The organism is Streptomyces sp. enrichment culture (assembly GCF_964273145.1).
GTDB lineage: Bacteria > Actinomycetota > Actinomycetes > Streptomycetales > Streptomycetaceae > Streptomyces.
The window spans coordinates 4,434,424-4,460,604 of the sequence record NZ_OZ186873.1 but is presented as its reverse complement, the minus strand read 5'-3'; the positions used below and the strand labels follow the sequence as shown (position 1 = coordinate 4,460,604).

General features: G+C 71.9%; 20 protein-coding genes, 1 tRNA gene and 2 pseudogenes. 4 read left to right on the top strand and 19 right to left on the bottom strand.

Features of this window, described 5'->3' with window-relative positions; translation table 11 throughout:
* Nucleotides 1-87 precede the first annotated feature (87 nt).
* The 17 genes from ACSU6Z_RS20245 to ACSU6Z_RS20165 all read right to left on the bottom strand — a co-directional run bounded on the left by ACSU6Z_RS20245 (nt 88) and on the right by ACSU6Z_RS20165 (nt 21,396).
* Nucleotides 88-525 (bottom strand): hypothetical protein, encoded by a 438-nt coding sequence (locus ACSU6Z_RS20245; protein ID WP_437047550.1) that lies wholly within the window; start codon nt 523-525, stop codon nt 88-90.
* 1,100 nt (nt 526-1,625) lie between these two features.
* Complete coding sequence (locus ACSU6Z_RS20240) at nt 1,626-2,918, bottom strand: MraY family glycosyltransferase (RefSeq protein ID WP_437047549.1); 1,293 nt, start codon at nt 2,916-2,918, stop codon at nt 1,626-1,628.
* A 130-nt stretch (nt 2,919-3,048) separates the two neighbouring features.
* Nucleotides 3,049-4,287, bottom strand: coding sequence for a serine hydroxymethyltransferase (gene glyA / locus ACSU6Z_RS20235; protein ID WP_437047548.1), 1,239 nt, complete (start codon nt 4,285-4,287; stop codon nt 3,049-3,051).
* Between the two features lie 73 nt (nt 4,288-4,360).
* Nucleotides 4,361-5,038, bottom strand: coding sequence for a protein-tyrosine-phosphatase (locus ACSU6Z_RS20230; protein ID WP_437047547.1), 678 nt, complete (start codon nt 5,036-5,038; stop codon nt 4,361-4,363).
* The gene (locus ACSU6Z_RS20225; protein ID WP_437047546.1) at nt 5,035-5,682 is read right to left on the bottom strand and encodes an L-threonylcarbamoyladenylate synthase; all 648 of its coding nucleotides are present in this window, start codon (nt 5,680-5,682) and stop codon (nt 5,035-5,037) included. Before ACSU6Z_RS20225 ends, ACSU6Z_RS20230 begins: the two co-directional genes overlap by 4 nt.
* 52 nt (nt 5,683-5,734) lie before the next feature.
* Nucleotides 5,735-6,574, bottom strand: a complete 840-nt coding sequence (prmC, locus tag ACSU6Z_RS20220) for a peptide chain release factor N(5)-glutamine methyltransferase (RefSeq protein WP_437047544.1) — start codon at nt 6,572-6,574, stop codon at nt 5,735-5,737.
* A gap of 102 nt (nt 6,575-6,676) precedes the next feature.
* The gene (prfA, locus tag ACSU6Z_RS20215) at nt 6,677-7,744 is read right to left on the bottom strand and encodes a peptide chain release factor 1 (protein ID WP_437047543.1); all 1,068 of its coding nucleotides are present in this window, start codon (nt 7,742-7,744) and stop codon (nt 6,677-6,679) included.
* A 108-nt stretch (nt 7,745-7,852) separates the two neighbouring features.
* A complete protein-coding gene (rpmE, locus tag ACSU6Z_RS20210) occupies nt 7,853-8,074 on the bottom strand; it encodes a 50S ribosomal protein L31 (protein WP_030740744.1) in 222 nt (73 codons plus the stop codon).
* A gap of 96 nt (nt 8,075-8,170) precedes the next feature.
* On the bottom strand, nt 8,171-9,433 hold the full coding sequence (locus ACSU6Z_RS20205) for an LCP family protein (protein ID WP_437047541.1): 1,263 nt from the start codon (nt 9,431-9,433) through the stop codon (nt 8,171-8,173).
* A 186-nt stretch (nt 9,434-9,619) separates the two neighbouring features.
* On the bottom strand, nt 9,620-11,401 hold the full coding sequence (locus ACSU6Z_RS20200) for a trypsin-like serine protease (protein WP_437047539.1): 1,782 nt from the start codon (nt 11,399-11,401) through the stop codon (nt 9,620-9,622).
* A gap of 265 nt (nt 11,402-11,666) precedes the next feature.
* Entirely contained in the window at nt 11,667-13,670 is a 2,004-nt protein-coding gene (gene rho, locus ACSU6Z_RS20195) for a transcription termination factor Rho (protein WP_437047537.1), read from the bottom strand.
* Between the two features lie 406 nt (nt 13,671-14,076).
* Nucleotides 14,077-14,994, bottom strand: a complete 918-nt coding sequence (gene thrB, locus ACSU6Z_RS20190) for a homoserine kinase (protein ID WP_437047536.1) — start codon at nt 14,992-14,994, stop codon at nt 14,077-14,079.
* A gap of 545 nt (nt 14,995-15,539) precedes the next feature.
* Complete coding sequence (thrC, locus tag ACSU6Z_RS20185; RefSeq protein ID WP_437047534.1) at nt 15,540-16,598, bottom strand: threonine synthase; 1,059 nt, start codon at nt 16,596-16,598, stop codon at nt 15,540-15,542.
* Nucleotides 16,599-16,604: 6 nt separating this feature from the next.
* Entirely contained in the window at nt 16,605-17,897 is a 1,293-nt protein-coding gene (locus tag ACSU6Z_RS20180) for a homoserine dehydrogenase (protein ID WP_437047533.1), read from the bottom strand.
* Between the two features lie 161 nt (nt 17,898-18,058).
* A complete protein-coding gene (lysA, locus tag ACSU6Z_RS20175) occupies nt 18,059-19,450 on the bottom strand; it encodes a diaminopimelate decarboxylase (RefSeq protein ID WP_437047532.1) in 1,392 nt (463 codons plus the stop codon).
* A 27-nt stretch (nt 19,451-19,477) separates the two neighbouring features.
* Nucleotides 19,478-20,644, bottom strand: coding sequence for an ArgS-related anticodon-binding protein NrtL (gene nrtL / locus ACSU6Z_RS20170; protein ID WP_437047531.1), 1,167 nt, complete (start codon nt 20,642-20,644; stop codon nt 19,478-19,480).
* A 269-nt stretch (nt 20,645-20,913) separates the two neighbouring features.
* A complete protein-coding gene (locus tag ACSU6Z_RS20165) occupies nt 20,914-21,396 on the bottom strand; it encodes a response regulator (protein WP_437047529.1) in 483 nt (160 codons plus the stop codon).
* 182 nt (nt 21,397-21,578) lie between these two features.
* Here ACSU6Z_RS20165 and ACSU6Z_RS20160 point away from each other — a divergent pair.
* Nucleotides 21,579-21,650: transfer RNA gene (locus tag ACSU6Z_RS20160), tRNA-Arg, on the top strand.
* A 93-nt stretch (nt 21,651-21,743) separates the two neighbouring features.
* On the opposite strand, the pseudogene ACSU6Z_RS20155 reads toward ACSU6Z_RS20160, so the two are convergent.
* Nucleotides 21,744-22,178: pseudogene (locus tag ACSU6Z_RS20155) on the bottom strand (integrase core domain-containing protein); the annotation flags it as partial.
* Nucleotides 22,179-22,340: 162 nt separating this feature from the next.
* Between ACSU6Z_RS20155 and ACSU6Z_RS20150 the strand changes: the two are divergent.
* The 3 genes and pseudogenes from ACSU6Z_RS20150 to ACSU6Z_RS20140 all read left to right on the top strand — a co-directional run bounded on the left by ACSU6Z_RS20150 (nt 22,341) and on the right by ACSU6Z_RS20140 (nt 25,200).
* A complete protein-coding gene (locus ACSU6Z_RS20150; RefSeq protein ID WP_437050278.1) occupies nt 22,341-23,549 on the top strand; it encodes an IS256 family transposase in 1,209 nt (402 codons plus the stop codon).
* A gap of 187 nt (nt 23,550-23,736) precedes the next feature.
* Nucleotides 23,737-24,602, top strand: a pseudogene (locus ACSU6Z_RS20145) (IS5 family transposase).
* 112 nt (nt 24,603-24,714) lie between these two features.
* The gene (locus tag ACSU6Z_RS20140; protein ID WP_437047527.1) at nt 24,715-25,200 is read left to right on the top strand and encodes a hypothetical protein; all 486 of its coding nucleotides are present in this window, start codon (nt 24,715-24,717) and stop codon (nt 25,198-25,200) included.
* Here ACSU6Z_RS20140 and ACSU6Z_RS20135 read toward each other — a convergent pair.
* Nucleotides 25,166-25,948 (bottom strand): IS5 family transposase, encoded by a 783-nt coding sequence (locus tag ACSU6Z_RS20135; protein ID WP_437047525.1) that lies wholly within the window; start codon nt 25,946-25,948, stop codon nt 25,166-25,168. The genes ACSU6Z_RS20140 and ACSU6Z_RS20135 overlap by 35 nt on opposite strands.
* Nucleotides 25,949-26,181 lie beyond the last annotated feature (233 nt).

The window sequence follows — 26,181 nt, the reverse complement described above, 5'->3', positions numbered from 1 at the left end:
TCAGCTCAGATGCCCGCGCCCGCGATGCCGCAGTTGGCACCGGACGATAGCAGGAGTTCCCACCGGTCTTTATTCCGCCCCTACCCCTCACGACGACAGCCCTGTCTTCTCGGACCGCTCGCTCTTCGCGGCGTCCGGATCGACGTAGAAGATCCGGGCCTTCAGGTGGGCTCGGGCCTGCGCGGCCATCCACACCACGGTCGCGGCGACGAGTGAGACCGCGAACGCCTTCACATTGAAGAGGGAGGTGTCCCTGAAGAGGGCGACGAAGATCAGGAGCAGCAGGAGTTGGACCACGTAGAGCATCAGCCCCATGGCCTGGAACAGCTGTGGGAGCGTTTTTGCCGTCCACTGGAGGACGTAGAGACCGAGCCCCATGAACAGGATGGCCAGCGCCGCACCGACGGCGGCCCCCAACGCCCCCTTGCCTCCGGCCACCACGCCGGCGACGGCGACGGCGACCGTACCGGCAGCGGCCGCGGGCACGGCGCACTGCAGAAGGTTCCGGGCGTCATTGGACGGCATGGCGGCAACTCCGCTTTCACAGGGGGCAGGGGTGTCGTCATGGACGAGCGTAGTCCCGGGCCGAGTGATGCGGTCCCGCACCAAGGGGCCGTCGCACTGCGACCCTTCAGCTCTGTCCCGGGTTCTCGTGAACCGTATCACAAACTATTTGATGCAGTCTTTACCTAATGGGTGTGCTTGCCATCACACACGAGAGTGACCCTGCGCGTCTGTGCAAATACGGTGGCCATTTGTCTGGTATTGGGGAAGTTCCTTCCCCCACGACTTGGCAATGCTCTCGTCAGATTCTTACCTTGGCCACCCATGGGGGCTGACGGCGGGCGGCCTGTTGACGCCGTCAGCCCCCTCGGTGCCTCACCCGGGGCGTTCGCCGTGTGACCGGGCGCGGATTCGGCGGGTGCGGAACCCCGCTGCCGTCACGGACGCATGAAGGCGGTGGCGGCAGCCGTGGCGGGGAGCAGCCCGGCCGCGACGCGGAAGGCGCTCCGGGCACCTGTCGGCGCGGCGCTTCGCCGCGCGGGGGCGCCGGACCCGGCGGTGCGGAGGAAGTCGCTGCCGAGCAGGGCGGGACGCCGAAGGTGCCTTCCGAGTTGCTGGACGGCGTTGAACAGGCCGGCTGCCGAGCCGGTCCCGTGCGGGCGGACGTGGTGCGGGCGGGGGTGGCCTCGGACGCGTGCGCGCTGGATCAGTCGGCCGTCCCGTACACCGTCGGCGAGGGCGTACGGAGGCGTTTGCCGCTGGGCCGCGGCCGGTCGGCCGGTGGACGGCGGCCTGTCCGCGCTGTGCGCGCTGTTCGAGAGCGTCCGGGCCGACGCGTTCCCGCCGGGCGCCGCACCGAGCCGGACGAGCGGGACCGCCCACTCAGGAGAAGACGGGCCCCGGACTTCTCCTCCAGGGCCACACCGGCGAGACGATCGCCAGGCGCCCGGGGGCCTTCCCCGCGCACGGCACGCCGCATCGCCGGCACCCTGACGACCCGGCTGGACGCCTGCAGCCGCTTCCAGGCCGGCGCCATGGCCGTCCGGATCGGCCGGCTCCCCGACCAGCCGGGCGGCACTCCCTCCCCCTGGCCGCCGCGCCCCGCACCGGCTGCCCGCGGGCTACCGCCCGTCGCCCGCGGGCACCCGGTCCGGGACCATCACCCGCTCCCCCAGTGCGGTGGCCCCGTGGCACTCGCGCAGCCCCTCGCCCGCCGGCACCTCGGCGCCGGGGGCCGGCGCCTGCCGCCGGCGCCGGTAGCGCGGTGGCACGAAGCGCTCGGCCCAGACCGGGATGCGCGGCCTGAAGCGCGGAAGCAGGAGCAGGACCAGGCCGATCGCGCTGAGCGCCACCACGACGAGCACGCTCCACATCGAGGCCGAGTTCACCGAGTAGGCCAGCGCGCCGAAGGCGATCAGCGCCGACCAGAAGTACATGATCAGCACGGCCCGGCTGTGCGAGTGGCCGATCTCCAGCAGCCGGTGGTGCAGGTGACCGCGGTCGGCGGCGAACGGCGACTGGCCGCGCCAGGTGCGGCGCACGATCGCCAGGATCAGGTCGGCGGCCGGGATCGCGATGATCGTCAGCGGCATCAGCAGCGGGATGTAGACCGGCACCATCTGGTGCACGGTGTTGCGCTCGGAGCCCGAGAACAGCCGCATCGCGTCCGGGTCGACCTGGCCCGTCACCGAGATCGCGCCCGCGGCCAGCACCAGGCCGATGAGCATGGAGCCCGAGTCGCCCATGAAGATGCGCGCGGGGTGCATGTTGTGCGGCAGGAAGCCCAGGCACATGCCCATCAGGATCGCCGCGAAGAGCGTGGCGGGGGCGGCGGCCTCGATGCCGTACGAGTACCAGATCCGGTAGGCGTACATGAAGAACGCGGCCGACGCGATGCACACCATGCCGGCCGCGAGGCCGTCCAGGCCGTCCACGAAGTTGACCGCGTTGATGGTGATGACGACCAGGGCCACCGTCAGCAGCGTGCCCTGCCACTGGGTCAGCGCCACGTTGCCCACGCCCGGGATGGGCAGCCACAGGATCGTCAGGCCCTGCACCACCATGACACCGGCGGCGATCATCTGGGCGCCCAGCTTGATCAGGGCGTCGATGTCGAACTTGTCGTCCAGGACGCCGATCAGCCAGATCAGGGCCGCGCCGGACAGTAGCGCCCGCGGCTCGTTGGACGTCTCGAAGACCTCGCTGAGGTTGGTGAGGTGGTCGGCGACCAGCAGTCCGGCGCACAGACCGAAGAACATCGCGATCCCGCCGAGCCGCGGAGTGGGTTCGCGGTGGACGTCCCGCGCCCGGATCTCCGGCATCGCCCCCGCCACGATCGCGAACTTCCGTACCGGTCCGGTCAGCAGGTACGTCACCGCGGCCGTGATGCAGAGCGTCAGCAGGTATTCACGCACGGGCTTCCCCACAGGTCTCGCTGGCCATTCCCGGCTCCTCACCCTAGCGAGGCGCGCATACGGGTGAGGACTTCCGGGTAGCGACCATGGTTGCATGTGCGCCCGTGCACGCGCAGGTGCCTCCCCCGCCTCACCCCGGGTAGGGCGGGAATCCGGCGACGAGTTCCCGCACCCGCGCACGTGTGGCCCCGGCCTCCCCCGCCCCCAGGACCCCCTGCGCGAGCAGCCCGCCGATCGTGCGCATCTCCCCCTCCCCCATCCCCTGGGTCGTCACCGCCGCCGTGCCCAGGCGCAGCCCCCGGGCGTCACCGTGCGGCAGCACGCAGCAGTCCAGGACGATCCCGGCCGCCGCCAGCCGGCCGCGCGCCGTGCGCCCGTCGACGCCGAGCGGCGCCGGGTCGCAGGTCAGCAGGTGGGTGTCGGTGCCGCCGGTGGTGACGGCGAACCCCTCGGCGGCCAGCGCGGCGGCCAGCGCCCGCGCGTTGGCGACCACTTGGTGGGCGTAGGCGGCGAAGGCCGGGGTCGCCGCCTCCGCGAAGGCGACCGCCTTGGCGGCGATGGTGTGCATCTGCGCCCCGCCCTGGGTGAACGGGAAGACGGCCCGGTCGATCCGCTCCGCCAGGCCGCTCCCGCACAGGATCATCCCGCCGCGCGGACCGCGCAGCACCTTGTGGGTGGTGGCGCACACCACGTCGGCGTACGGCACCGGGCTGGGCGCCGCCTTCCCGGCGACGAGCCCGATGGGGTGGGCCGCGTCCGCGATGAGGTAGGCCCCCACCTCGTCGGCGACCTCGCGGAAGAAGGCGTAGTCGAGGTGGCGGGGGTAGGCGATCGAGCCGCACACGATCGCCTTGGGCCGGTGGGCGCGGGCCAGGGCGCGCACCTGGTCGTGGTCGACGAGCCCGGACTCGGCCTCCACGCCGTAGCCGACGAAGTCGAACCAGCGGCCGGAGAAGTTGGCGGGCGAGCCGTGGGTGAGGTGCCCGCCGTGCGGCAGCCCCAGGGCCAGGACGGTGTCGCCGGGGCGCAGCAGCGCGGCGTAGGCGGCCAGGACGGCGGAGGAGCCCGAGTGGGACTGCACGTTGGCGTGCTCGGCGCCGAACAGGGCCCGGGCGCGCTCCACGGCGAGGGTCTCGGCGACGTCGACGATCTCGCAGCCGCCGTGGTGGCGGGCGCCGGGGTAGCCCTCGGCGTACTTGTTGGCGAGCGGGGAGCCGAGGGCGGCCAGCACGGCCGGCGAGGCGAAGTTCTCGGCGGCGACCAGCTGGAGCGTGGTGGACTGCCGGTGGCGTTCCGCGAGCAGGACCTCGGCCAGCTCGGGGTCCTGGTGCCGCAGGACATCGACCGCGGGGGCGTGGGTGACCGACATGGTGCGCTCCGGGCGTGCGTCGACGGTGACGTACGTCCAATGTAGGCCCGGGGCGCGAGGGGCGCCCGGCCGTCTAAGCCGGTGCGGGGACGCCGGTCAGGGCGGTGACGACCGGGTCCAGGGCCTGGTGTATCTCCTCGCCGATCGACCGGAAGAAGGTCAGCGGCGCCCCGTACGGGTCGAGCACCTCGTCGGCCTCGGCGTTCGGCGCGAGCAGCCAGCCCCGCAGCGCGGCGGCGGCGCGCACCAAGGCGCGGGCGCGGGTGACCACGCCCTCCTCCAGGGGCGGCAGGGTGGCCGGGTCGATGGCGTCGACCAGGCGGGTGAACTCCTTCAGCGTGAAGGTGCGCAGGCCCGCCGAGTGGCCCATGGAGATGACCTGCGCCCGGTGGTCGCGGGTCGCCGTCAGCACCAGGTCGGCACGGATGACGTGCTCGTCGTGCAGTTCGCGGCCGGTGAAGCCGGAGGCGTCCGCGCCGAACTCGGCCAGGACGGTCTCCGCGTGGGGCTCCATGGGCGCGCCCTCGTGACCCCAGGTGCCCGCGCTCTCCACGATCAGGCCGCCGCCCAGCACGCCGAGCCGCTCCGACACGAAGTGCCGGGTCAGCCGTTCGGTGATGGGCGAGCGGCACACGTTGCCGGTGCTGACGTGGAGGATGCGGAAGCTGTCGCGCGGAAGGCCGAACGTCGTCGTCTCCTCGGCGGCCCACTGCCCGCTGCCTATGCCACGCCCCGTGTCAGGGGCGGTCAATTGGCCACCTCGAGGTCGGGTACGACCTTGCGCAGCTCGTCCGGGGACAGGGCGCCCTCGCGCAGCAGCACGGGCACGGGGCGGGTGACGTCGACGATCGACGACGGGACGTTGCCCGGGGTGGGGCCGCCGTCGAGGTAGACGGAGACGGAGTCGCCGAGCATCGCCTGCGCGGCGTCGCAGTCCTCCGGCGCCGGGTGGCCGGTGAGGTTGGCGGAGGACACGGCCATCGGGCCGAACTCGTTGAGCAGCTCCAGGGCGACCGGGTGCAGCGGCATGCGCACGGCGACGGTGCCGCGGGTCTCGCCGAGGTCCCAGGTCAGGGACGGCTGGTGCTTGGCGACCAGCGTCAGCGCGCCCGGCCAGAAGGCGTCGACCAGCTCCCAGGCCAGCTCGGAGAAGTCGGTGACGAGGCCGTGCAGGGTGTTCGGGGAGCCGATGAGGACGGGGCTGGGCATGTTGCGGCCCCGGCCCTTGGCCTCCAGCAGGTCGCCGACGGCCTCCGGGGAGAACGCGTCGGCTCCGATGCCGTACACCGTGTCGGTCGGCAGCACCACGAGCTCGCCCCGGCGGACGGCGGACGTGGCCTCGCGCAGACCGGTCACGCGGTCGGTCGCGTCGTTGGTGTCGTATCGCCGTGCCATGTCTAACGGGCCTCCTCGTACACGTGCTGCGAAGTCGGGGTGTGGGGAACGCTCACGGCAGGGCCTTGCGGGCCGTGGCGAACCGCGGGCGGTTGTTGAGGTCGGGGTGGTCGGCGGCGTCGGTCCAGCCGCGGGTCTCGGCGAAGATCCACGGCACCTGGCCGCCCTGGGTGTCGGCGTGCTCGACCACGACCACGCCGCCGGGGCGCAGCAGCCGGTGCGCGGTGCGCTCCAGGCCGCGGATGAGGTCCAGTCCGTCCTCGCCGGAGAACAGGGCCATCTCCGGATCGTGGTCGCGGGCCTCGGGCGCGACGTACTCCCACTCGGTGAGCGGGATGTACGGCGGGTTGGAGATGACCAGGTCGACCTGGCCGTCGAGGTCCGGGAAGGCCGTCCGGGCGTCGCCCTGGCGCAGTTCCACCCTGGATCCCTCGACGTTCCTGCGGGCCCACACCAGGGCGTCCTCGGACAGCTCCACGGCGTACACGCGCGAGCGCGGCACCTCCTGCGCCAGGGCGAGCGCGATGGCGCCCGATCCCGTGCACAGGTCGACGATGCACGGCTCCACGACGTCCATGGCCCGCACGGCGTCTATCGCCCAGCCGACCACGGACTCCGTCTCGGGCCGCGGCACGAACACGCCGGGCCCGACCTGGAGCTCCAGGTAGCGGAAGTAGGCGCGCCCGGTGATGTGCTGGAGTGGCTCGCGGGCCTCCCGGCGGGCGACGACCTCCCAGTACCGGGCGTCGAAGTCCCGGTCCTTCACGGTGTGCAGCGCACCGCGCTTGACGCCGTGCACGAAGGCGGCGAGCTCCTCGGCGTCGGTGCGCGGCGAGGGCACGCCTGCGTCGGCGAGCCGCTGGGTGGCCTGGGCCACCTCCGCGAGCAGCACGCTGCGGGGGCCTGGGGGTCGCCCCCCAAAAGATTGCTGCACGCGCGTCCTCCGGTGCTCGGTGCTTCGTACGAGGGCTGGTCTGGTTCCTCGGGCCTGCGCTTACGCGGCGGCGAGCCTGGCCGCCGAGTCCGCGTCGACGCACGCCTGGATCACCGCGTCGAGGTCGCCGTCCAGGACCTGGTCCAGGTTGTAGGCCTTGAAGCCGACGCGGTGGTCCGAGATGCGGTTCTCCGGGAAGTTGTAGGTGCGGATCTTCTCGGAGCGGTCGACGGTGCGGACCTGGCTGCGGCGGGCGTCCGCGGCCTCCCTCTCCGCCTCCTCCTGCGCCATGGCGAGCAGCCTGGAGCGCAGGATACGCAGCGCCTGCTCCTTGTTCTGCAGCTGGCTCTTCTCGTTCTGGCAGGAGGCGACGACCCCGGTCGGGATGTGCGTGATGCGCACCGCGGAGTCGGTGGTGTTGACGGACTGCCCGCCGGGCCCGGAGGACCGGTAGACGTCGATCCGCAGGTCGTTGGGGTTGATCTCGACGTCGACCTCCTCGGCCTCCGGGGTGACGAGCACGCCGGCGGCGGAGGTGTGGATGCGGCCCTGGGACTCGGTGGCGGGGACGCGCTGCACGCGGTGCACGCCGCCCTCGTACTTCAGCCGGGCCCACACGCCCTGGCCGGGCTCGATCTGCCCGCGGGCCTTCACGGCGACCTGGACGTCCTTGTAGCCGCCCAGCTCGGACTCGGTGGCGTCGATGATCTCGGTCTTCCAGCCGACCCGCTCGGCGTAGCGGAGGTACATGCGCAGCAGGTCGCCCGCGAACAGCGCCGACTCGTCGCCGCCCGCGCCCGCCTTGATCTCCAGGATGACGTCCTTGTCGTCGCTGGGGTCGCGGGGGACCAGCAGCAGGCGCAGCTTCTCGGTGAGCTCCTCGCGCTGCTTCTCCATGTCCTTCACCTCGGCGGCGAAGTCGGGGTCGTCGGCGGCCAGTTCGCGCGCGGTCTCGAGGTCGTCGCCCGTCTGCCTCCAGGAGCGGTACGTGGCGACGATCGGGGTGAGCTCGGCGTAGCGCTTGTTCAGCTTGCGCGCGTTCGCCTGGTCGGCGTGGACCGACGGGTCGGCGAGCTTCTTCTCCAGGTCGGCGTGCTCGGCGACGAGTTCCTCGACGGCCTCGAACATCTTGGGGCTCCTGATACTGCGGTGAAGGGGAAGGCGGGCGACCAAAAACGCCGGTCCCGGCGCTCCCCCGGCTGGGGGCGCGGCCGTGGACCGGCGGTATGGGGCTCGCTACTTCTTGGAGCCGGCGGCCTTGCCGAAGCGGGCCTCGAAGCGGGCCACACGGCCACCGGTGTCGAGGATCTTCTGCTTGCCCGTGTAGAACGGGTGGCACTCGGAGCAGACCTCGGCCCGGATGGTGCCGGACTCGATGGTGCTGCGGGTGGTGAACGACGCGCCGCAGGTGCAGCTGACCTGCGTCTCGACGTACGCGGGGTGGATGTCGCGCTTCAAGGTGTCTCCTAGGTTCCGGGAGGGCGCCGGGTCGCATCCGCGGGTTGCGGAGGCGTGAACCGGAGCCGACGTACCAGTCTGCCAGGACTGGCGCCATCACCCAAAACCGGGGGCCGCCGTCGTTTGTTCCCGGGGCGGGGGCGGGTCCGCCCGCCGGGGCGCCCCGGGATCCGCGCGGGCGGGCGCGGGCGCCGTGGCCGGCCGCGCCGTTCCCCGCGCCCCCTGAGGGACGCTCACGACGTCCTCGGCCTCGCCGGTGGCCGTGCCCTCGGTGGCCGTCCTCGGGATCGGCTCGTCGCGCCTGAGGGCGTCCCAGACCTGCCGAGCCTTGGCCTCCTGGACCAGGACGCGGTTGCCGTCGGCGGGGTCGTAGCGCACCGGCAGGGTGACCATGTGCAGATCGGAGGCGCCGATGCCCTTCAGGCTGCTCGCGAAGGCCATCAGGGAGTTCACCGAGCCGAGGCCGGAGTCGGTGGTCACGGCCTTGGTGGCGGTGTCGGCGAGGTCGTAGAGCTTTTTGGGGCTGGTGAGGACGCCGATGTCCCTCACCTGGTCGACCAGGGCCTTGACGAAGGCCTGCTGGAGCTGGATGCGGCCGAGGTCGGAGCCGTCGCCGACGCCGTGCCGGGTGCGGACCAGCCCGAGGGCCTGCTCGCCGTCGAGCCGGTGGGTGCCGGCCGCCAGGTCGAGGTGGCTGTCGGGGTCCTCGATGTCCTCGGTGGTGGTGACCCGGACGCCGCCGAGCTCGTCGACGAGCTTCTCGAAGCCGGCGAAGTCGATCTCCAGGTAGTGGTCCATGCGCAGGCCGGTGAGGGACTCGGCGGTCTTGACGGCGCAGGCGGCGCCGCCGGTGGAGTACGCCGAGTTGAACATCACCCCGTGCGCGGCGGGGTGCCGCCGGCCGGCGGCGTCGGTGCAGGCGGGGCGGTCGACGAGGGTGTCGCGCGGGACGGAGACGACGCTGGCCCCCTCGTGGCCCCGGTGGACGTGCACGATCATCGCGGTGTCGGAGCGGGCGGTGCCGTCGTCGGTGCCGCCGCCGAGCCTCTCGTTGCCGCCGGAGCGGGTGTCGGAGCCGAGGACGAGGATGTTCTCGGAGCCGTTGCCGGCCTTGTCCGGGCGGTCGGCGCCGAGGACCTGGTCGATGTCGACGCTCCTGAGGTTGCCGTTCAGCTTGAGGTACAGGTAACCGGCTCCGGAGCCGCCGAGGGCCACGATGCCCGCGGCGGTCCACGCCGTGACGATCAGGCCGGTGCGCCGCCTGCCGCGGGGCCCGCGGCGGCGGCCCCCGGCGCGGTGCGGGCCCGTGCTGCCGGGCGTGCCCGGTGGGCCGGGCTCCGGTGTGCTGTCGGCGGGCATGTGCTCCTCGGCTCTCCTGCGATTCCATCATCGCCCTGCCGGGTTCGGCGGGGCACCTCCGGAACGAGTTGCACTCCCCCGCGTCCCCACTGTGTGGCGGTCCGCACACGGCGCGCTCGTGCCTGTGCGCGAAGGGCCGCCCCCGGTGAGGAGGCGGCCCGGCGCGCGGAGGGCACGGTGTGGGGATCAGCCGAAGAGGTTGAAGGCTCCCCAGCCGCCGCCGACCCTGATGCGGGTGGCGAACGGCGCCGAGGCGACGCCGCGGCCCTGGTACAGCCACAGCACGCCGGAGGTGTCCCGCGCCAGCAGGTCGGCCCTGCCGTCGCCGTCGATGTCACCGGTGGCGGCGTAGGCGTTGTACTTCCAGCCGCCGCCGACCCTGATCCGGGTGCCGAAGGCGGGCGAGGCGACGCCGCGCCCCGGGTACAGCCACAGCACGCCGGAGGTGTCCCGCGCCAGCAGGTCGGCCTTGCCGTCGCCCGTGTAGTCGCCCTTGCCGGCGATGGTCAGGCTGCCCCAGCCGCCGCCGACCCGGACGCGCGTGCCGAAGAGGCCGTTGCCCTTGCCCGGGTAGAGCCACAGGACTCCGGACTTGTCCTGGCCGATCAGGTCGGGCAGGGCGTCGCCGGAGAGGTCGCCGGGGACCGCGATGTTCTTCATCGCGTTCCAGCCGCCGCCGACCCGGGTGGTCTCGTAGTGGTCGACGCCGTTGAACCCGAAGTGGTACAGGACGCCGTCGGAGGTGCGCAGCAGGTAGTCCTGGTAGGAGTCCCGGTCGAGGTCGGCCTGGCGGACCAGGGTGATCCCGCTGTAGTCGCCGAGTGCCAGGCGGTCGCCCAGCCACGGCGACCTGCCCAGGGCGTAGTACTCGTACGCCGTCCCGCCGGGCGTGCGGACGAACAGGTCCGCCCGGCCGTCGAAGTCGAGGTCGGTGTCGTCGATCCGCGCGTTGAGGGCGCCGACGTAGGAACGGGTCTTGGCGTAGACGCCGTACGCGCCCGACTCGACGCAGTCCTTCACGCCCCACGACACGACACCGGCGATCCGTCCGTTGACCACGAGCGGGCCGCCGGAGTCGCCGTTGCACGGGGAGACCGTCCCGGCGTCCCGGCCGGAGGCCGGGTTGCCGGCGCAGGCCATCTGGCCGGAGACGAAGGAGGAGCCGAAGACCGACTTGCAGGCGGAGTCCGTCCGCATCGGGACGGTCGCCTTCCTCAGCGTCGGCGAGATGTCCTGGCTGGTGGAGCTGGTGCGCCCCCAGCCGTACACCGTCGCCGGGGTGCCGTTGCCGTACGAGGCGGTGTCCGTGCTCGACGTCACCTGGAGCGTCTTGTACGGCAGGGCCTCGGAGAGCGTCAGCACCGCGAGGTCGCCGCCCGCGCTGGTGCGGTTGTTGTACGTGGGGTTGATCCACTGGCGCCACACGCCGACGGCCCGGCCGCCGTGCAGGTCCTGGCCGGTCGGGATGCGGTTGGTGCCGGCGACGACGGCGCCGTGCCGGGACCAGTCCAGGCCGTACGCGCAGTGCGCGGCGGTGAGGACCTTCGCCGGGGCGACCAGGGTGCCGCCGCAGAAGTAGCCGGCGTCGTCGGACTCGTCGGCGGTGCCCTTGTCGTCGTAGTAGTGCAGCTGCACCATCCACGGCGCCTCGGCGATGGTCGCGTCCTTGCCGCCGATGATCTTCGGGTCGACGGTGCCGGACGAGGCGTCGGGGCTCGCGGTGGGCTTCGGTTCCGCCGTCGGCGCGGCGGTGGTGGTGTCGGCCCCGAGCACGTCCCGGGCGCCCTGGACGCGGCGGAGCAGTTCCGCCCGGGAGGCGCCGGCCGGCGCCTCCACGGTCTGCCGGGCCGGGGCCGGGGGTATGCCGGACGCCTCGGCCGGAGCGGCTGCCAGGACCGCGCCGGACAGCGCGAGTGCGGCAGCAGCCGCGGGGAGAGCTCTGTGCGCTCTCCGGGAAGTAGATGTCACTCAGGTCTCCTGTCGATCCTGCCGGGAGGCAGCGCGGCGCCGTGGCGTCCGTGCGGACGGGGCACCGATCGGATTGCACGCGCAGGAGAGAGAAAGGAACCACCGGGGCGGAGCGGCCCGAAGGCAGCCCCGAGCGTCCCGGTGGCGTATCAGAAAATACGTTTCCCCCCACTACGGCCCGCCGATCTTACAAAGCAGAAGTCCGCCCCGTCACGCGGGTGACGGGGCGGACTCGTGCGGCGTCGAGGACGCGGCGGACCTGGGCTCAGTCGCCGTTGCCCGGAGTCGGCGTCGTCTTCTGGATCTGCATCAGGAACTCGACGTTCGACTTGGTCTGCTTCATCTTGTCCAGGAGCAGCTCGATCGCCTGCTGCTGGTCGAGGGCGTGCAGCACCCGGCGCAGCTTCCAGACGATGCCCAGCTCCTCGGCACCGAGCAGGATCTCCTCCTTGCGGGTGCCGGACGCGTCGACGTCGACGGCCGGGAAGATGCGCTTGTCGGCGAGCTTCCGGTCGAGCTTGAGCTCCATGTTGCCGGTGCCCTTGAACTCCTCGAAGATCACCTCGTCCATGCGGGACCCGGTGTCCACCAGGGCGGTGGCGAGGATGGTCAGCGAGCCGCCGTCCTCGATGTTGCGGGCCGCGCCGAAGAAGCGCTTGGGCGGGTACAGGGCGGTGGAGTCGACACCACCGGACAGGATGCGGCCGGAGGCCGGGGCGGCGAGGTTGTACGCACGGCCCAGACGGGTGATCGAGTCCAGCAGGACGACCACGTCGTGGCCCAGCTCCACCAGGCGCTTGGCGCGCTCGATGGCGAGCTCGGCGACCGTGGTGTGGTCCTCGGCCGGGCGGTCGAAGGTCGAGGAGATGACCTCGCCCTTGACCGACCGCTGCATGTCGGTGACCTCTTCCGGACGCTCGTCGACGAGGACGACCATCAGGTGGCACTCGGGGTTGTTGTGCGTGATCGCGTTGGCGACCGCCTGCATGATCATGGTCTTGCCGGTCTTCGGCGGGGCCACGATCAGACCGCGCTGGCCCTTTCCGATCGGCGACACGAGGTCGATGATGCGGGTGGTGAGCACGCCCGGGTCCGTCTCCAGGCGGAGGCGGTCCTGCGGGTACAGCGGGGTGAGCTTGTTGAACTCCGGACGGCCGCGGCCGTGTTCGGGCGCCATGCCGTTGACGGAGTCGAGGCGGACGAGCGCGTTGAACTTCTCGCGGCGCTCGCCTTCCTTGGGCTGGCGGACCGCGCCGGTGATGTGGTCGCCCTTGCGCAGGCCGTTCTTGCGGACCTGGGCGAGGGAGACGTACACGTCGTTCGGGCCCGGCAGGTAGCCGGAGGTGCGGATGAACGCGTAGTTGTCGAGGATGTCGAGGATGCCCGCGACGGGGATCAGGACGTCGTCCTCGGCGATCTGCGGCTCGGAGGCGATGTCGTCGCGGCCACGGCGGCCACGGCGGTCGCGGTAACGGCCGCGACGGCCCCGGCGGCCGCCCTCGAAATCGTCGTCGTCCTGGCGGTCCTGGCGGTCCTGGCGGCCGCCGCCCTGCTGCTGGCGCTGCTGGTTGCCCTGGTTCTGCTGCTGGTCGTCGCCCTTGCCCCGGCGGTCGCGGTCCCGGCCGCGCTCGCGGCGGTCGCGGCGGCGGCCCTCGCCGCCCTCACCGGCCTCGGACCGGCCCTCGCCCTGGCTCTGCTGCTGCGCGGGCGCCTCGGTCCTCGGCTCGCTCTTGGCCTCGGCGGCGACCGTCTCGGAGGCGGCGGCCGGGCTGCCGGCGTCGGCGGTGGCGCGGCGGCGACGGCGCTCGGAGGGGAGGTCGTCGCTGGCGGGCTGGCCGGGAATCTCGATCTGCTGCTGGGCCACGGCCTTCTCGGCGGGGGCCTCGGCAGTCGCCTTGTCGGCCTTCCTCCCGGCCTTCTCCGCCTTGTCGCCCTTCTCGGCGACAGCCTCGTCGCCCGTACGGGACCGGGAGGTGGCGCGGCGCTTCGGCTTGGTCTCGGCGGCGGCGTCGGCCTTGGCCGGTGCGGCCCCGCCGGATGCCTGCGCCTCCTTGATGACCTCGATCAGCTGGCTCTTGCGCATGCGCGCGGTGCCCCTGATGCCGAGGCCGGATGCGACCTGCTGCAGCTCGGCCAGCACCATGCCCTCGAGGCCGGTACCGCGGCGCCGCCGGGAGCCGGCACCGGTGGCAGGCGCGGCAGCGTCCGTGGCGGGCGCGGCAGCGGTCTCCTCGACACGTGCGCCCATCAGATCGGTGGTGTCGCTCACGAAGGGTCCTTCCCTGGAGCGGACGTCGGCCTGTCTGGCTCGGCGACCGGTTGTGCTGTCCGGCTTCGGTCCTTGCTGTGTGGACCGTGCCGGGGCGGTAATCCGCCGAAACGGCGGAGGAAATATCTGGTGATGGCGCTTCCTTGAGCCGTGGCACCCAGTGTCTGGATCACGCGGCGTGGTCGCACCGGTTCCGGAGCGTGCCCGGCGGACCGCTCAGTGCCGGTGTACGCCGTACTGCCCGTGCTCGGCGCGCACCGCACAAGGCGGCTTGGGGGGCTCCCGGAAGGATGTCTGTCCCGGACGGGGACACGAGGCACCTCGCCATGGTGGGGTCGGGTGCAGACTTGAGATTAACACTACCGGATCCAACGAACATTCCCCCTCTCAATCCGGCAACCGTGTGTCAAGTGGCGAGCGGCAGCACGCTCGCGCCCTGCAGATCGAGGCCCAGCCGGTTCGCCGCCCAGTCCCGGCCGGCGAGCGCCTCGACCTTGTCGGCCGTGCCCTCGTCGGCCAGTGCCATCACCGTGGGTCCGGCGCCGGAGATCACCGCGGGGACGCCGTCGGCCCGCAGCCGCTCCACCAGTGCCGCGCTCTCGGGCATGGCGGGGGCGCGGTACTCCTGGTGGAGGCGGTCCTCGGTGGCGGGGAGCAGCAGCTCGGGGCGCCGGGTGAGGGCCTCGACGAGGAGGGCGGCGCGGCCGGCGTTGGCGGCGGCGTCGACGTGCGGGACGGTGCGCGGGAGCAGTCCGCGCGCGGTCTCGGTCAGGACCGGCTTCCCGGGTACGAAAACCACCGGAACGATGGAATCGGAGGGCTCCATCCTGATCGCCCGGGCGGTGCCGGCCTCCATCCAGGACAGGGTGAAGCCGCCCAGCAGGCAGGCCGCCACGTTGTCGGGGTGGCCCTCGATCTCGGTGGCGAGGTCGAGCAGGGCCGCGTCGTCGAGACGGGTCTCGCCGCCTATGGTCACCGCGCGGGCGGCGACGATGCCGGCGCAGATGGCGGCGGAGGAGGAGCCGAGGCCGCGGCCGTGCGGGATGCGGTTGGCGCAGACGATCTCCAGGCCGCGCGGCTGCCCGCCGAGGGCGTCGAAGGCGGTGCGCAGGGAGCGGACGAGGAGGTGCTGCTCGTCGCGCGGGAGCGTCTCGCTGCCCTCACCCGCGATGTCGATGTGCAGCCCGGAGTCGGCCACCCGGACGACGACGTCGTCGTACAGCCCCAGCGCCAGGCCGAGGGCGTCGAAGCCCGGGCCGAGGTTGGCGCTGGTGGCGGGGACGCGCACCCGGACGGCGGCGGCGCGGAACGCTGGACCGGCCATCGCTCGTTGACTCTCCTTGAGCTGCGTGATGGTCGAAGGACATGCGAGGACGTACGAATCCCGGGACCGCTGCCGGGCTGACGGCCGGCCGCTTCCGGTCCACTGCGGGTCCGGGGGACGGCACGGCCCGTGCCATATGCGGGGCATATGCGGCGGGCGGGTTCGGTACAGCCTATCGAAGGAAGGTTCTGTGGCGACATAGGGCGCACGGAAGGCGCACGATGCGTGTCGCAAGCCCCTTGTGCAACCCCTGTGGGGAACTTCCCCGGGTACGCGTCCCCTTACGCCTTCCCGCGCCGAGCGCTGCGGGGCGGGCGGGGGCTCACCGGGGCGGGGCGGGGCTCGGCGGAGCGGAGCGGGCCGGCCGGGTCCGACGGTATGCGCCGGGGTGCCCCGGGAGAGGGCCGGACGCGGTACGGCCGCTTCCGGCCGGACCGTACGGCCCCCGTCCGGGCGGCGCCCCGCCGAACCGGCCGGCAGGCGCAGCGCCCGGACCCTGCCGGAGCCGGATCCCGTGGAGCCGGCCCCCGCCCCAGCCGCCCCCGCTAGACCAGCCCGAGCCGTTCCGCGGCCGTCGCCGCGTCGACCGGGACCGTGACCGGCTGCGGGGCGCCGGCGACGGCCCAGTCGGGGTCCTTCAGGCCGTTGCCGGTGACCGTGCACACGATGCGCTGTCCGGGGTCGACCTTGCCCTGCTCGGCGGCCTTCAGCAGGCCGGCGACGGACGCGGCGGAGGCGGGCTCGACGAAGACGCCCTCCTGGGCGGCCAACAGCCGGTAGGCGCGCAGGATCTCACGGTCCGTCACCTCGTCGATGAGGCCGCCGGACTCGTCCCGCGCGGCGAGCGCGTACTGCCACGAGGCCGGGTTGCCGATGCGGATGGCGGTGGCGATGGTCGACGGGTCCTTGACGACCTCGCCGCGCACGATGGGCGCGGAGCCGGAGGCCTGGAAGCCCCACATGCGGGGGGCCCCGGAGGCGATGCCGTCGGCGGCGTACTCCTTGTACCCCTTCCAGTACGCGGTGATGTTGCCCGCGTTGCCGACCGGCAGGACGTGGATGTCGGGGGCGTCGCCCAGCATGTCCACGATCTCGAACGCGGCGGTCTTCTGGCCCTCGATGCGCACCGGGTTGACCGAATTCACCAGCGCCACGGGGTAGTTCTCGCTCAGGGCGCGCGCCAGCGTGAGGCAGTCGTCGAAGTTGCCGTCGACCTGGAGGATCTTCGCGCCGTGCACGAGGGCCTGGCCCATCTTGCCGAGCGCGATCTTGCCCTGCGGGACGAGCACGGCGGAGACCATCCCGGCGCGCACGGCGTACGCCGCGGCGCTGGCGGAGGTGTTGCCGGTGGAGGCGCAGATGACGGCCTTCGCGCCCTCCTCCTTGGCCTTGGTGATGGCCATGGTCATGCCGCGGTCCTTGAAGGACCCGGTGGGGTTCGCGCCCTCCACCTTCAGGTGGACCTCGCAGCCCGTGCGCTCGGAGAGCACCTGCGCGGGCACGAGCGGCGTGCCGCCCTCGCGGAGCGTCACGACCGGCGTGCTGTCGGAGACCGGCAGCCTGTCCCGGTACTCCTCGATGATTCCGCGCCACTGGTGGGTCATTGCTGGTTACTCTCCTTCAACCCGCATGATGCTGGCGACACCCCGCACGGTGTCGAGCTTGCGCAGCGCCTCGACGGTGCCGCTCAGGGCGGCGTCGGACGCGCGGTGGGTGACGACGACGAGGGAGGCCTCGCCGTCCTTGCCCTGCTGGCGCACGGTGTCGATGGAGACCCCGTGCTCGGCGAAGACGGTCGCGACCTGGGCGAGCACGCCCGGCTTGTCGGCGACGTCGAGGCTGATGTGGTACCGCGTGACGACGTCCCCCATCGGCGACACGGGCAGCGCCGCGTAGGCGGACTCGCCGGGCCCGGTGGTGTCGCCGAGCCGGTTGCGGCAGACGGCGACGAGGTCGCCGAGGACGGCGGAGGCGGTCGGGGAACCGCCGGCCCCGGGGCCGTAGAACATGAGCTGCCCGGCCGCGTCCGACTCGACGAACACGGCGTTGTAGGCGCCGCGCACGGAGGCGAGGGGGTGGCTGAGCGGGATCATCGCGGGGTGCACGCGCGCGGTGACCGACGCCCCGTCCGCGGCCCGCTCGCAGATGGCGAGCAGCTTGATGGTGCAGCCCATCTTCCTGGCGGAGGCGAAGTCGGCGGCGGTGACCTCGGTCATGCCCTCGCGGTGGACGTCGTCCAGGCGCACGCGCGTGTGGAAGGCGATGCCGGCGAGGATGGCGGCCTTGGCGGCGGCGTCGAAGCCCTCGACGTCGGCGGTCGGGTCGGCCTCGGCGTACCCGAGCGCGGTGGCCTCGTCGAGCGCCTCCTGGTAGCCGGCGCCGGTGGAGTCCATCTTGTCGAGGATGAAGTTGGTGGTGCCGTTGACGATGCCGAGCACCCGGTTGACCTTGTCGCCGGCGAGGGACTCGCGCAGCGGGCGGATCAGCGGGATGGCGCCGGCGACGGCGGCCTCGTAGTACAGGTCCCGGCCGTGCTCCTCGGCGGCGGCGTGCAGGGCGGCCCCGTCCTGGGCGAGCAGCGCCTTGTTGGCGGAGACGACGGAGGCGCCGTGCTCGAAGGCGGTGGTGATGAGGGTCCGCGCGGGCTCGATGCCGCCGATGACCTCGACGACCACGTCGATGTCACCGCGTTTGACCAGGGCGGTGGCGTCGGTGGTGACGAGCTCGGCGGGAACGCCCTCGCGCACCCGGTCGGGCCGCCGGACGGCGACCCCGGCCAGCTCGACGGGGGCCCCGATCCTGGCGGCGAGGTCGTCGGCGTGCGTCGTCATGATGCGCGCCACCTCTGAGCCGACCACTCCACAGCCCAGCAGCGCCACCTTCAGCGGACGCGTACGCATCATCCGACCTCGTTTCCTCTTACCTTCTGCGGTGGGACCAGTCTCACGCACCGGACGGAACTTTCTGCAGATCGTCCGGATCGTGAGACATTTATTTCATTTTCCGTGGGGCGCCGGGCGGAAGATCTTCCGCCCGGCGCAGTCCGTCCCCGGCACCCGCCGGTTCACCCGACGTCCAGGCGCAGGAGGTCCTCCTCCGTCTCGCGCCGGACGATCACCCGTGCCTCACCGTCCCTGACGGCGACGACCGGCGGGCGCAGCACGTGGTTGTAGTTGCTGGCCATGGAGCGGCAGTAGGCGCCGGTGGCGGGTACGGCGATGAGGTCGCCGGGGGCCAGGTCGGCCGGCAGGAACGCGTCCTTGACCACGATGTCGCCGCTCTCGCAGTGCTTGCCGACGACGCGCACGAGCATCGGCTCGGCGTCGGAGGCGCGGGAGACCAGGGCGACGCTGTACTCGGCGTCGTACAGCGCGGTGCGGATGTTGTCCGACATGCCGCCGTCGACGGAGACGTAGGTGCGCAGTCCCTCCAGGGGCTTGACGGTGCCGACCTCGTACAGCGTGAACGCGGTCGGTCCGACGATCGCCCGCCCGGGCTCCACAGAGATGCGCGGGGTGCGCAGCCGGGCCGCCTCGCACTCCCGCGTGACGATCTCGGTCAGTGCCTTGGCGATCTCGTGCGGCTCGCGGGGGTCGTCGTCGCTGGTGTACGCGATGCCGAGGCCGCCGCCGAGGTCGATCTCGGGCAGTTCGACCCCGTGCTCGTCCCGGATGTCCTTCAGCAGTCCGACGACGCGGTGCGCGGCGACCTCGAACCCGGACATGTCGAAGATCTGCGACCCGATGTGGGAGTGGATCCCGATGAGCTCGATCCCGTCGAGCCGCAGGGCCCGCCGCACGGCCTCGGCGGCCTGCCCGCCGGCGAGCGGGATCCCGAACTTCTGGTCCTCGTGGGCGGTGGCGATGAACTCGTGCGTGTGCGCCTCGACGCCGACGGTGATCCGGATCTGCACCCGCTGCCGCCTGCCCAGCGACTGCGCGATGTGGGCGACGCGGACGATCTCCTGGAAGGAGTCGAGGATGATCCGCCCGACCCCGGCGCGCACGGCCCGCTCGAGCTCCGCCGTCGACTTGTTGTTGCCGTGGAAGGCGATGCGGTCGGCGGGCATGCCGGCGGACAGCGCGGTGGCGAGTTCGCCGCCGGAGCACACGTCCAGGTTCAGCCCCTCCTCCTCCAGCCACCGCACGACGGCCCGGGACAGGAAGGCCTTCCCGGCGTAGAAGACGTCGGCGCCGTCTCCGAAGGCCGTGCGCCAGGCCCGCGCGCGGGCCCGGAAGTCGGCCTCGTCGAGGATGTACGCCGGGGTGCCGAACTCCTCGGCGAGCTGGGTGACGGGAAGGCCCGCGACGGTGACGACGCCGTCCTCCCCCCGGTCGACGGTCTGCGCCCACACCTTGGGGTCCAGGGCGTTGAGGTCGGCGGGCGGGGCGGCGTAGTGGCCCTCGGGGAGGACGTCGGCGTGGCGGGGCCCGGCGGGGTGTGCGGAACGGCTCATGGCTCTACGGAACTCTCTGTTCGCTCTTCAGAGGTGGTCGGGTGCGTCGATGCCGAGCAGGGACAGGCCGCCGGCCAGCACCGTCCCGGCGGCTTCGGCGAGGGCGAGCCGGGCGCGGTGGGCGGCCGAGGGTTTCTCCTCCCCGCGCGGAAGGACGGCGGGCAGGAACGGGAGTACGGCATCGGCGACGGTGACCAGGTGCCGGGCGAGACGGTCGGGGGCGCGGTGGCGGGCGGCGGCGCCCAGCACGCGCGGGTGATCGGCGAGCACGGCGAGCAGCTCACGGCTTCCCGCCGCACCGGCCACGTCGCCGGCCCGCGGGCCGAAGCCGAGGTCGGCGGCGTTGCGCAGGAGGGCACGGGTACGGGCGTGGGCGTAGCGGACGCGGAAGAGCGGGTTGCCCTCCCGCTGGACGAGGTGCTCGTCCGTGATCCGGGGCCGGTCGTGGGCGGCGGGGTACAGCAGCGCCCAGCGGGCGGCGTCGCGGCCGAGGGCGAGGGGGTCGGCGGGCGCGGGGGCGGGCCGGACGAGGATCTCCCCGCCGTCCCCGCCGTCCTCGCCGGAACCGGGCGGTTCGGAGCCGGGCGATGCCTCCGTGCCGCCGTACGCGTCGGCACGGAGCCCGAGGACGCAGATCCACTCGTCATCGGGGGGAGCCTCGCACCCGGTGCGCACGGGGATGCCCTGGGAGCGCATGATGCGGGCGGTGGCGTCCATGACGACGAGGGCGCGGACCTCGCGGGGGCAGCGCAGCCGTACGGGGGTGCCGGGGACGGCACCGGGCCCCTGGCCGCCTGCCGTGCTCCGGCCGCCCGCCGTGTCGGGCACGTCGCCGTCGCCGCCCGAGCCGTCGGTGTGCCCGTACCGGATCCCCCGCCGCAGGATCTCCCCGACGAGGGCGACGGGGGCGCCGCTGCGCAGACTGATGTTGAGGAACCCCGGTCCGGTGATGGCGACGTCGCCGATGCCGTCGGCGGCGGCGAGGCGCGGCCGGAGGATCTCCGCGACCCGGCGGGGCGGGTGCCCGGCCGGGCGGGCGAGCTGGAGGGCGATGCTGGTGGCGTAGTCCCCGCATCCGCCGGGCCCCGGCGGTGTGACGACGGCACGCGCAGGAACCGTCACGTCGAGTTCCCCGTCGTCGACAGCGCGACGCACCGCGTGCAACACGGTGCGGGAGAGCTCGACGGGGGTCACGGGACCAGGGTAGGCGAGGAGGGGGGTGAGTGGGCGAGCCGATTGGGCGAGGGTCCCGCGATGTGGACGGCGGGAACGGGGAGCGGCGCCCGCCGCCCGGGGCAATGGCACGCCTCCGCCGCGGCGCCTCCGCCGCGTCGGTTCCGCTACGGCGCTCCACCACAGCGCTTCCGTCGGGACGCGCACGGGCTGTCCGGCGCGTACGGTCGGTCTACCCGGCGCGTACGGGCTGTCCGGCGCGTACGGTCGGTCTACCCGGCGCGTACGGGCTACCCGGCGCGCTCGGTCGCCTGCGTGGACGGTCCGGTCTCGCCGACCGGCTCCGGGGCGCCGCCGTCCTCCGCTCCCTCGGCGTCACCGCCCACCTGACTTCCCTGGAGCGACTTGCGCTCCACCAGATGCCTCACCAGCCCCACGAGCTCACTCGGCTCGAACGGCTTGGCCAGGAAGGCGTCGACGCCGAGGCCGGCGTCGACCTCGCACTGCGCGGAGGCGCTGACGATGGCGAGGGGCAGGTCGCGGGTCCGCGGATCGGCGCGCAGCCGGGCCGCGGTGGTGAGGCCGTCCAGCCTCGGCATGACGATGTCCAGGGTGACGGCATCGGGTCTCACCTGATGCACGACTTCCAGACACTCGGCACCATCCGCCGCGGTCACCACCTCGAAGCCCTCCAGCTCGAGGTTGACCCTGATCAACTGCCGGATGACCTTGTTGTCGTCCACAACAAGCACCCGGCCCGACGCGCCTGACACAACTTGAGAGTAGGTCCGGACCGGCCACCGCGTCCGGGTTTTCCCCACTTCCGCCCCGCGCGGGGGACCAGGGTCCCGCGCCCGGCTCCGGCGGCACCGCCGGGCCCGGGGAAACCCGTTCATGACCACCCCGAAAGAGCTGGTAGGGTTCTACCCGTCGCCGCGAACACCGCGACCGACACGCCCCCGTAGCTCAGGGGATAGAGCAACGGCCTCCGGAGCCGTGTGCGCAGGTTCGAATCCTGCCGGGGGCACACTGTGTAAGTGTGACAAAGACCCCGCCACCAGCGGAAACGCTGAGGGCGGGGTCTTCGCGTATGTGCAGCCAGATGCAGCGCTGAGCGGCCCTAGGTGTATTGCCCTGTGAGGTTGGGGACGCGGCTGGCGGGTGGTTGCCCTTTCAGCGCGGTGTGTCCGCGGTGGTGATTGTAGGAGTGCAGCCACTGTGGGAACGCTTCGCGGCGTTCGGTCTCTGACCGGTAGGGCCGTGCGTAGGCCCACTCGTCCAGCAGGGTGCGGTTGAAGCGTTCGACCTTGCCGTTGGTCTGGGGCCGGTAGGGCCGGGTTCGCTTGTGGGTGATCCCGGCTGCTGCCAGGGCGTCGCGCCAGCCGCGTGAGCGGTAGCAGGAGCCGTTGTCGGTCAGCACTCGTTCCACGGTGATCCCGCACTCGGTGAAGTAGGCGTGTGCCCGCTTCCAGAAGGCGGTGGCGGTTTCCTTCTTCTCGTCGGTGTGTATCTCGCTGTAGGCCAGGCGGGAGTGGTCGTCGACGGCGGTGTGCAGGGGGTCTGTAGCGTGAACGGTGTAACTCCCCAATAAGTGGCAGCAGTTAAGGCTGCTGTGACCGATGGGAGCAGGACCGTGAAGCAGAATACGCGTTCGACCACCGAAGTGGACGAGGAGACGGCTGCGCCGTCTCTGGACAGGTCTCTGGTGGCCCAGCTGATGGCTCAGGCAAAGGCTGACGGTGTGACCCTGACCGGAGAGGGAGGACTCCTCGCCCAGCTGACGAAACTGGTGCTGGAAGGAGCCCTGGAGGGCGAGCTCACCGACCATCTCGGCCGGGAGAACGGCCAGCGGACCGAGGACGGCCGCAGCGGGAACTACCGCAACGGGCACCGGTCGAAGACGGTGACGACGGAGGTCGGGCCGGTGGAGATCGACGTCCCGCGCGACCGGAGCGGATCGTTCGAGCCAAAGTTGGTGAAGAAGCGGCAACGGCGACTGACCGGCGTCGACGAGATGGTGCTGTCGCTGTCGGCGAAGGGCCTCACTCACGGAGAAATCTCCGCGCACCTCGCCGAGGTCTACGGCGCCGAGGTGTCCAAGCAGACGATCTCCACGATCACGGACAGCGTGCTCGAGCGGATGACCGAGTGGCAGAACCGTCCGCTCGACCGCGTCTACCCGGTCGTGTTCATCGACTGCGTGAACGTCAAGATCCGCGACGGCCAGGTCGCCAACCGGCCCGTCTACATGGCGCTCGCCGTGACCGCGGAAGGAACCCGCGACATCCTCGGCCTGTGGGTCGGAGACGGCAGTGAGGGAGCCAAGTACTGGCAGCACGTCCTCACCGAGATCAAGAACCGAGGCGTCGCGGATGTCCTCATGGTCGTCTGCGACGGACTGAAGGAACTTCCCGAGTCCGTGACCCGCGTTTGGCCCCTGACCGTGGTCCAGACCTGCGTGGTTCATCTGCTGCGGAACAGCTTCCGTTACGCGGGCCGGCAGGACTGGGAGAAGCTCGCGAAGGACCTGCGGCCTGTCTACACGGCTCCGACTGAGGCCGCGGCAGCCGAGCGGTTCGGCGAGTTCCAGGAGAAGTGGGGGACGAAGTACCGGGCCGTCGTCCGGCTCTGGGAGAACGCCTGGGCGGAGTTCGTGCCCTTCCTCTCCTTCGATGCGGAGATCCGAAAGATCATCTGCACGACCAACGCGATCGAATCGGTCAACGCCAGGATCCGCAAGGCCGTCCGGGCCCGCGGCCACTTCCCGACCGACCAGGCCGCCCTCAAGTGCGTCTACCTGGCGATCATGAGCCTGGACCCGAAAGGCACCGGCACGAAGGCGTGGACCCGCCGCTGGAAGCCGGCCCTGAACGCCTTCGACATCGCGTTCGACGGCCGACTCACCCTCGGCACCGCTAACAACTGAAATCAACCAACGGAGTTACACCGTTCCGCAGACACTCCCGCCGGGCCTGCGCTCCTGTCTTCGCCCCGCTCCAGCCCTGCCGGCGCCGGTGCCGCGCTCAAAGCAATCAGCCGCCTGATACCAGAAAAGGGGCACGTCGTGGCTGGGGCGGTCGGCTCCACGGCTTTACAGCGGCTAACACAATGAGGTGGATCGCCCCTGGTTGCTGTGTCCAGTGCGGGAGTTGAGCGTTCGGTGCGGTGTGGGGGCTTCGCCGTGGATCGTGTCGGATGAGCTGTGGGACCGCCTGGAGCCGCTGCTGCCGCAGCGCGAGCGGCGCTTCCGGTACCCGGGCCGCAGGCCGTTGCCGGACCGGGAGGTGCTGTGCGGGATCCTGTACGTGTTGCACACCGGGATCCAGTGGGAGTACCTCCCGAAGGAGTTGGGCTTCGGCTCGGGCATGGCCTGCTGGCGGCGCCTGCGGGACTGGAACGAGGCCGGCGTCTGGCAGCGGCTGCACGAGGTCCTGCTGGCAGAACTGAACGCGGCCGCATGTCTGGACTGGTCCCGCTGTGTGGTCGACTCTTCCCACGTCAGGGCGCTAAAAGGGGGCAGCACACGGGCCCGTCGCCGGTCGACCGGGGCCGGGCCGGCTCCAAGCATCACTTGATCACCGACGGGCGCGGCACCCCGCTCGCGGTCCTGCTGACGGGCGGCAACCGCAACGACGTCACCCAGCTCCTGCCCCTGCTCGACGCGATCCCGCCGGTCCGCGGCCGGGTTGGTCATCCTCGCCGGAAGCCGGATTCGCTGTTCGCCGACCGCGGCTATGACCACGACATCTACCGCGACCAGGTCCGCGCCCGCGGCATCGTGGCCGCGATCGCCCACCGCGGCACCCTCCACGGCACCGGACTGGGCACACACTGCTGGGTTGTGGAAAGGAGTTTTGCTTGGCTGTACGGCTTCCGACGCCTGCGCATCCGCTGGGAACGGCGAGCCGACATCCACGAAGCGTTCCTCAAACTCGCCTGCTGTCTCATCACCCATCGGCAACTCAGGGCATTGTGCTGAGAAGCCGTTGTCTTTCCGAAAGTGACGGGTGCGTTTCCGCTGGTCAGGCATAGTGCCGGTGCGTTGGTGGCAGAGACGGGGCGTCGTGTCGTCTCTTCGGTGGAGGTGCCGGATGCCGTCGGTGATGGGGCTGCTGGAAGAGCGTGAGCGTGCTGCCCGGCAACGGGTGGAGGCCCTGCAGGCCGGGCTGCAGGAGGCGGAAGCCGCGTGGGAACGGTTCGTTATCGCCCGTCAGACGGTGGCCGAGGTCCTGGCAGAACCTGCTGCAGGCGAGAAGGCGCCCCTGGCCGAGGTGACCGGTCACCGGCCTGCGCAGGTCGCAAAGGCGGTGCCCGGATCGGTGGTTCCCGCCTGGAGGGAAGGGCTCGCTCTCGACTTGCTGGCGCCGGACTACCAGCGGCTCGTGGAGATCCTGGCCGATCGGGGCGGGGAGGCGATGGACTGTCGGCAACTCGCGGCGGCCCTGGGCCTGGAGGTGGTCGCGGCGAAAGTCGAGGGAGTTCGGTCGAAGATGAAGCGCCTGGCCGCGCGGGGCTGGCTGGTCGAGGAGTGCCCGGGAATGTTCAGGACGGTCGCCGGGCGAGCCGGCGGCTCATGACCATGCTCATCGACCACCGGATCATCGCCTCGGAGGTGTCGGCGCGGGTCTCGTGGTCACGTGCCAAGCGGCGGGAGCGCATCAGCCACGCGAACGTCCGCTCGACCAGCCACCTCTTGGGCAGCACGGCGAAACCGCTGACGTCGTCGCTGCGTCTGACCACCGTCAGCGCGACACGCAGCACCTCGCGGGAGAAGTCGACCAGGCGTCCGGTGTAGCCGCCGTCGGCCCACACCCGTGTGACGCGCCGGTGGCGCTCACGCAGCCGGGCCAGCAAGGTCTGCCCCGCGCCCCGGTTGGTGACCGAGGCCGCAGTTACCATCACGGCCAGCAGCAGTCCGAAAGTGTCCACCACGATGTGCCGCTTGCGGCCGTTGACCTTCTTCCCGCCGTCGAAGCCTCTGGTCACAGCCGGCACCGACGCGGCTGCCTTCACCGACTGCGCGTCGATGACGGCAGCGGTCGGCTCCGGATCCCGGCCCGCGGCCTGACGTACCCGGTCACGCAGCCGGTCGTGGAACTCGGCGGTCAGACCCTTGTCCCGCCAGCGCCGGAAGAAGGCGTGGACACGGTCCCACGCGGGGAAGTCCGCGGGCATCGCCCGCCAGGTGATGCCGCCCGCGACCAGGTAGCGCACCGCGTCGACCATCTGCCGGTGGCAGTAGCTCTCCGGCTGCCCGCCGCGGCCCTCCAACCAGCCGGGAACCGGCATCGCGTCACGTACGACGGCCCACTCCGCGTCGCTCATGTCCGACGGATACTTCGGTCGCCTGTACGGCCGGTCCCTGGCATTCCCGAACCGGTGAGCGAGACAATCGCACGACAGGGAAGCCGAGTTGGACGACATCGGCGTCGGCACGGAAGACTGCAGCACCAGGGGCCTCCTGTTGCTCGGGATTCGACACCCACGAGCTGTGCGGGAGGTCCCGCTCTCATGCCCAGCCAACCAGAAGATCACCCGACCGAGTCGGTGACCTCGAA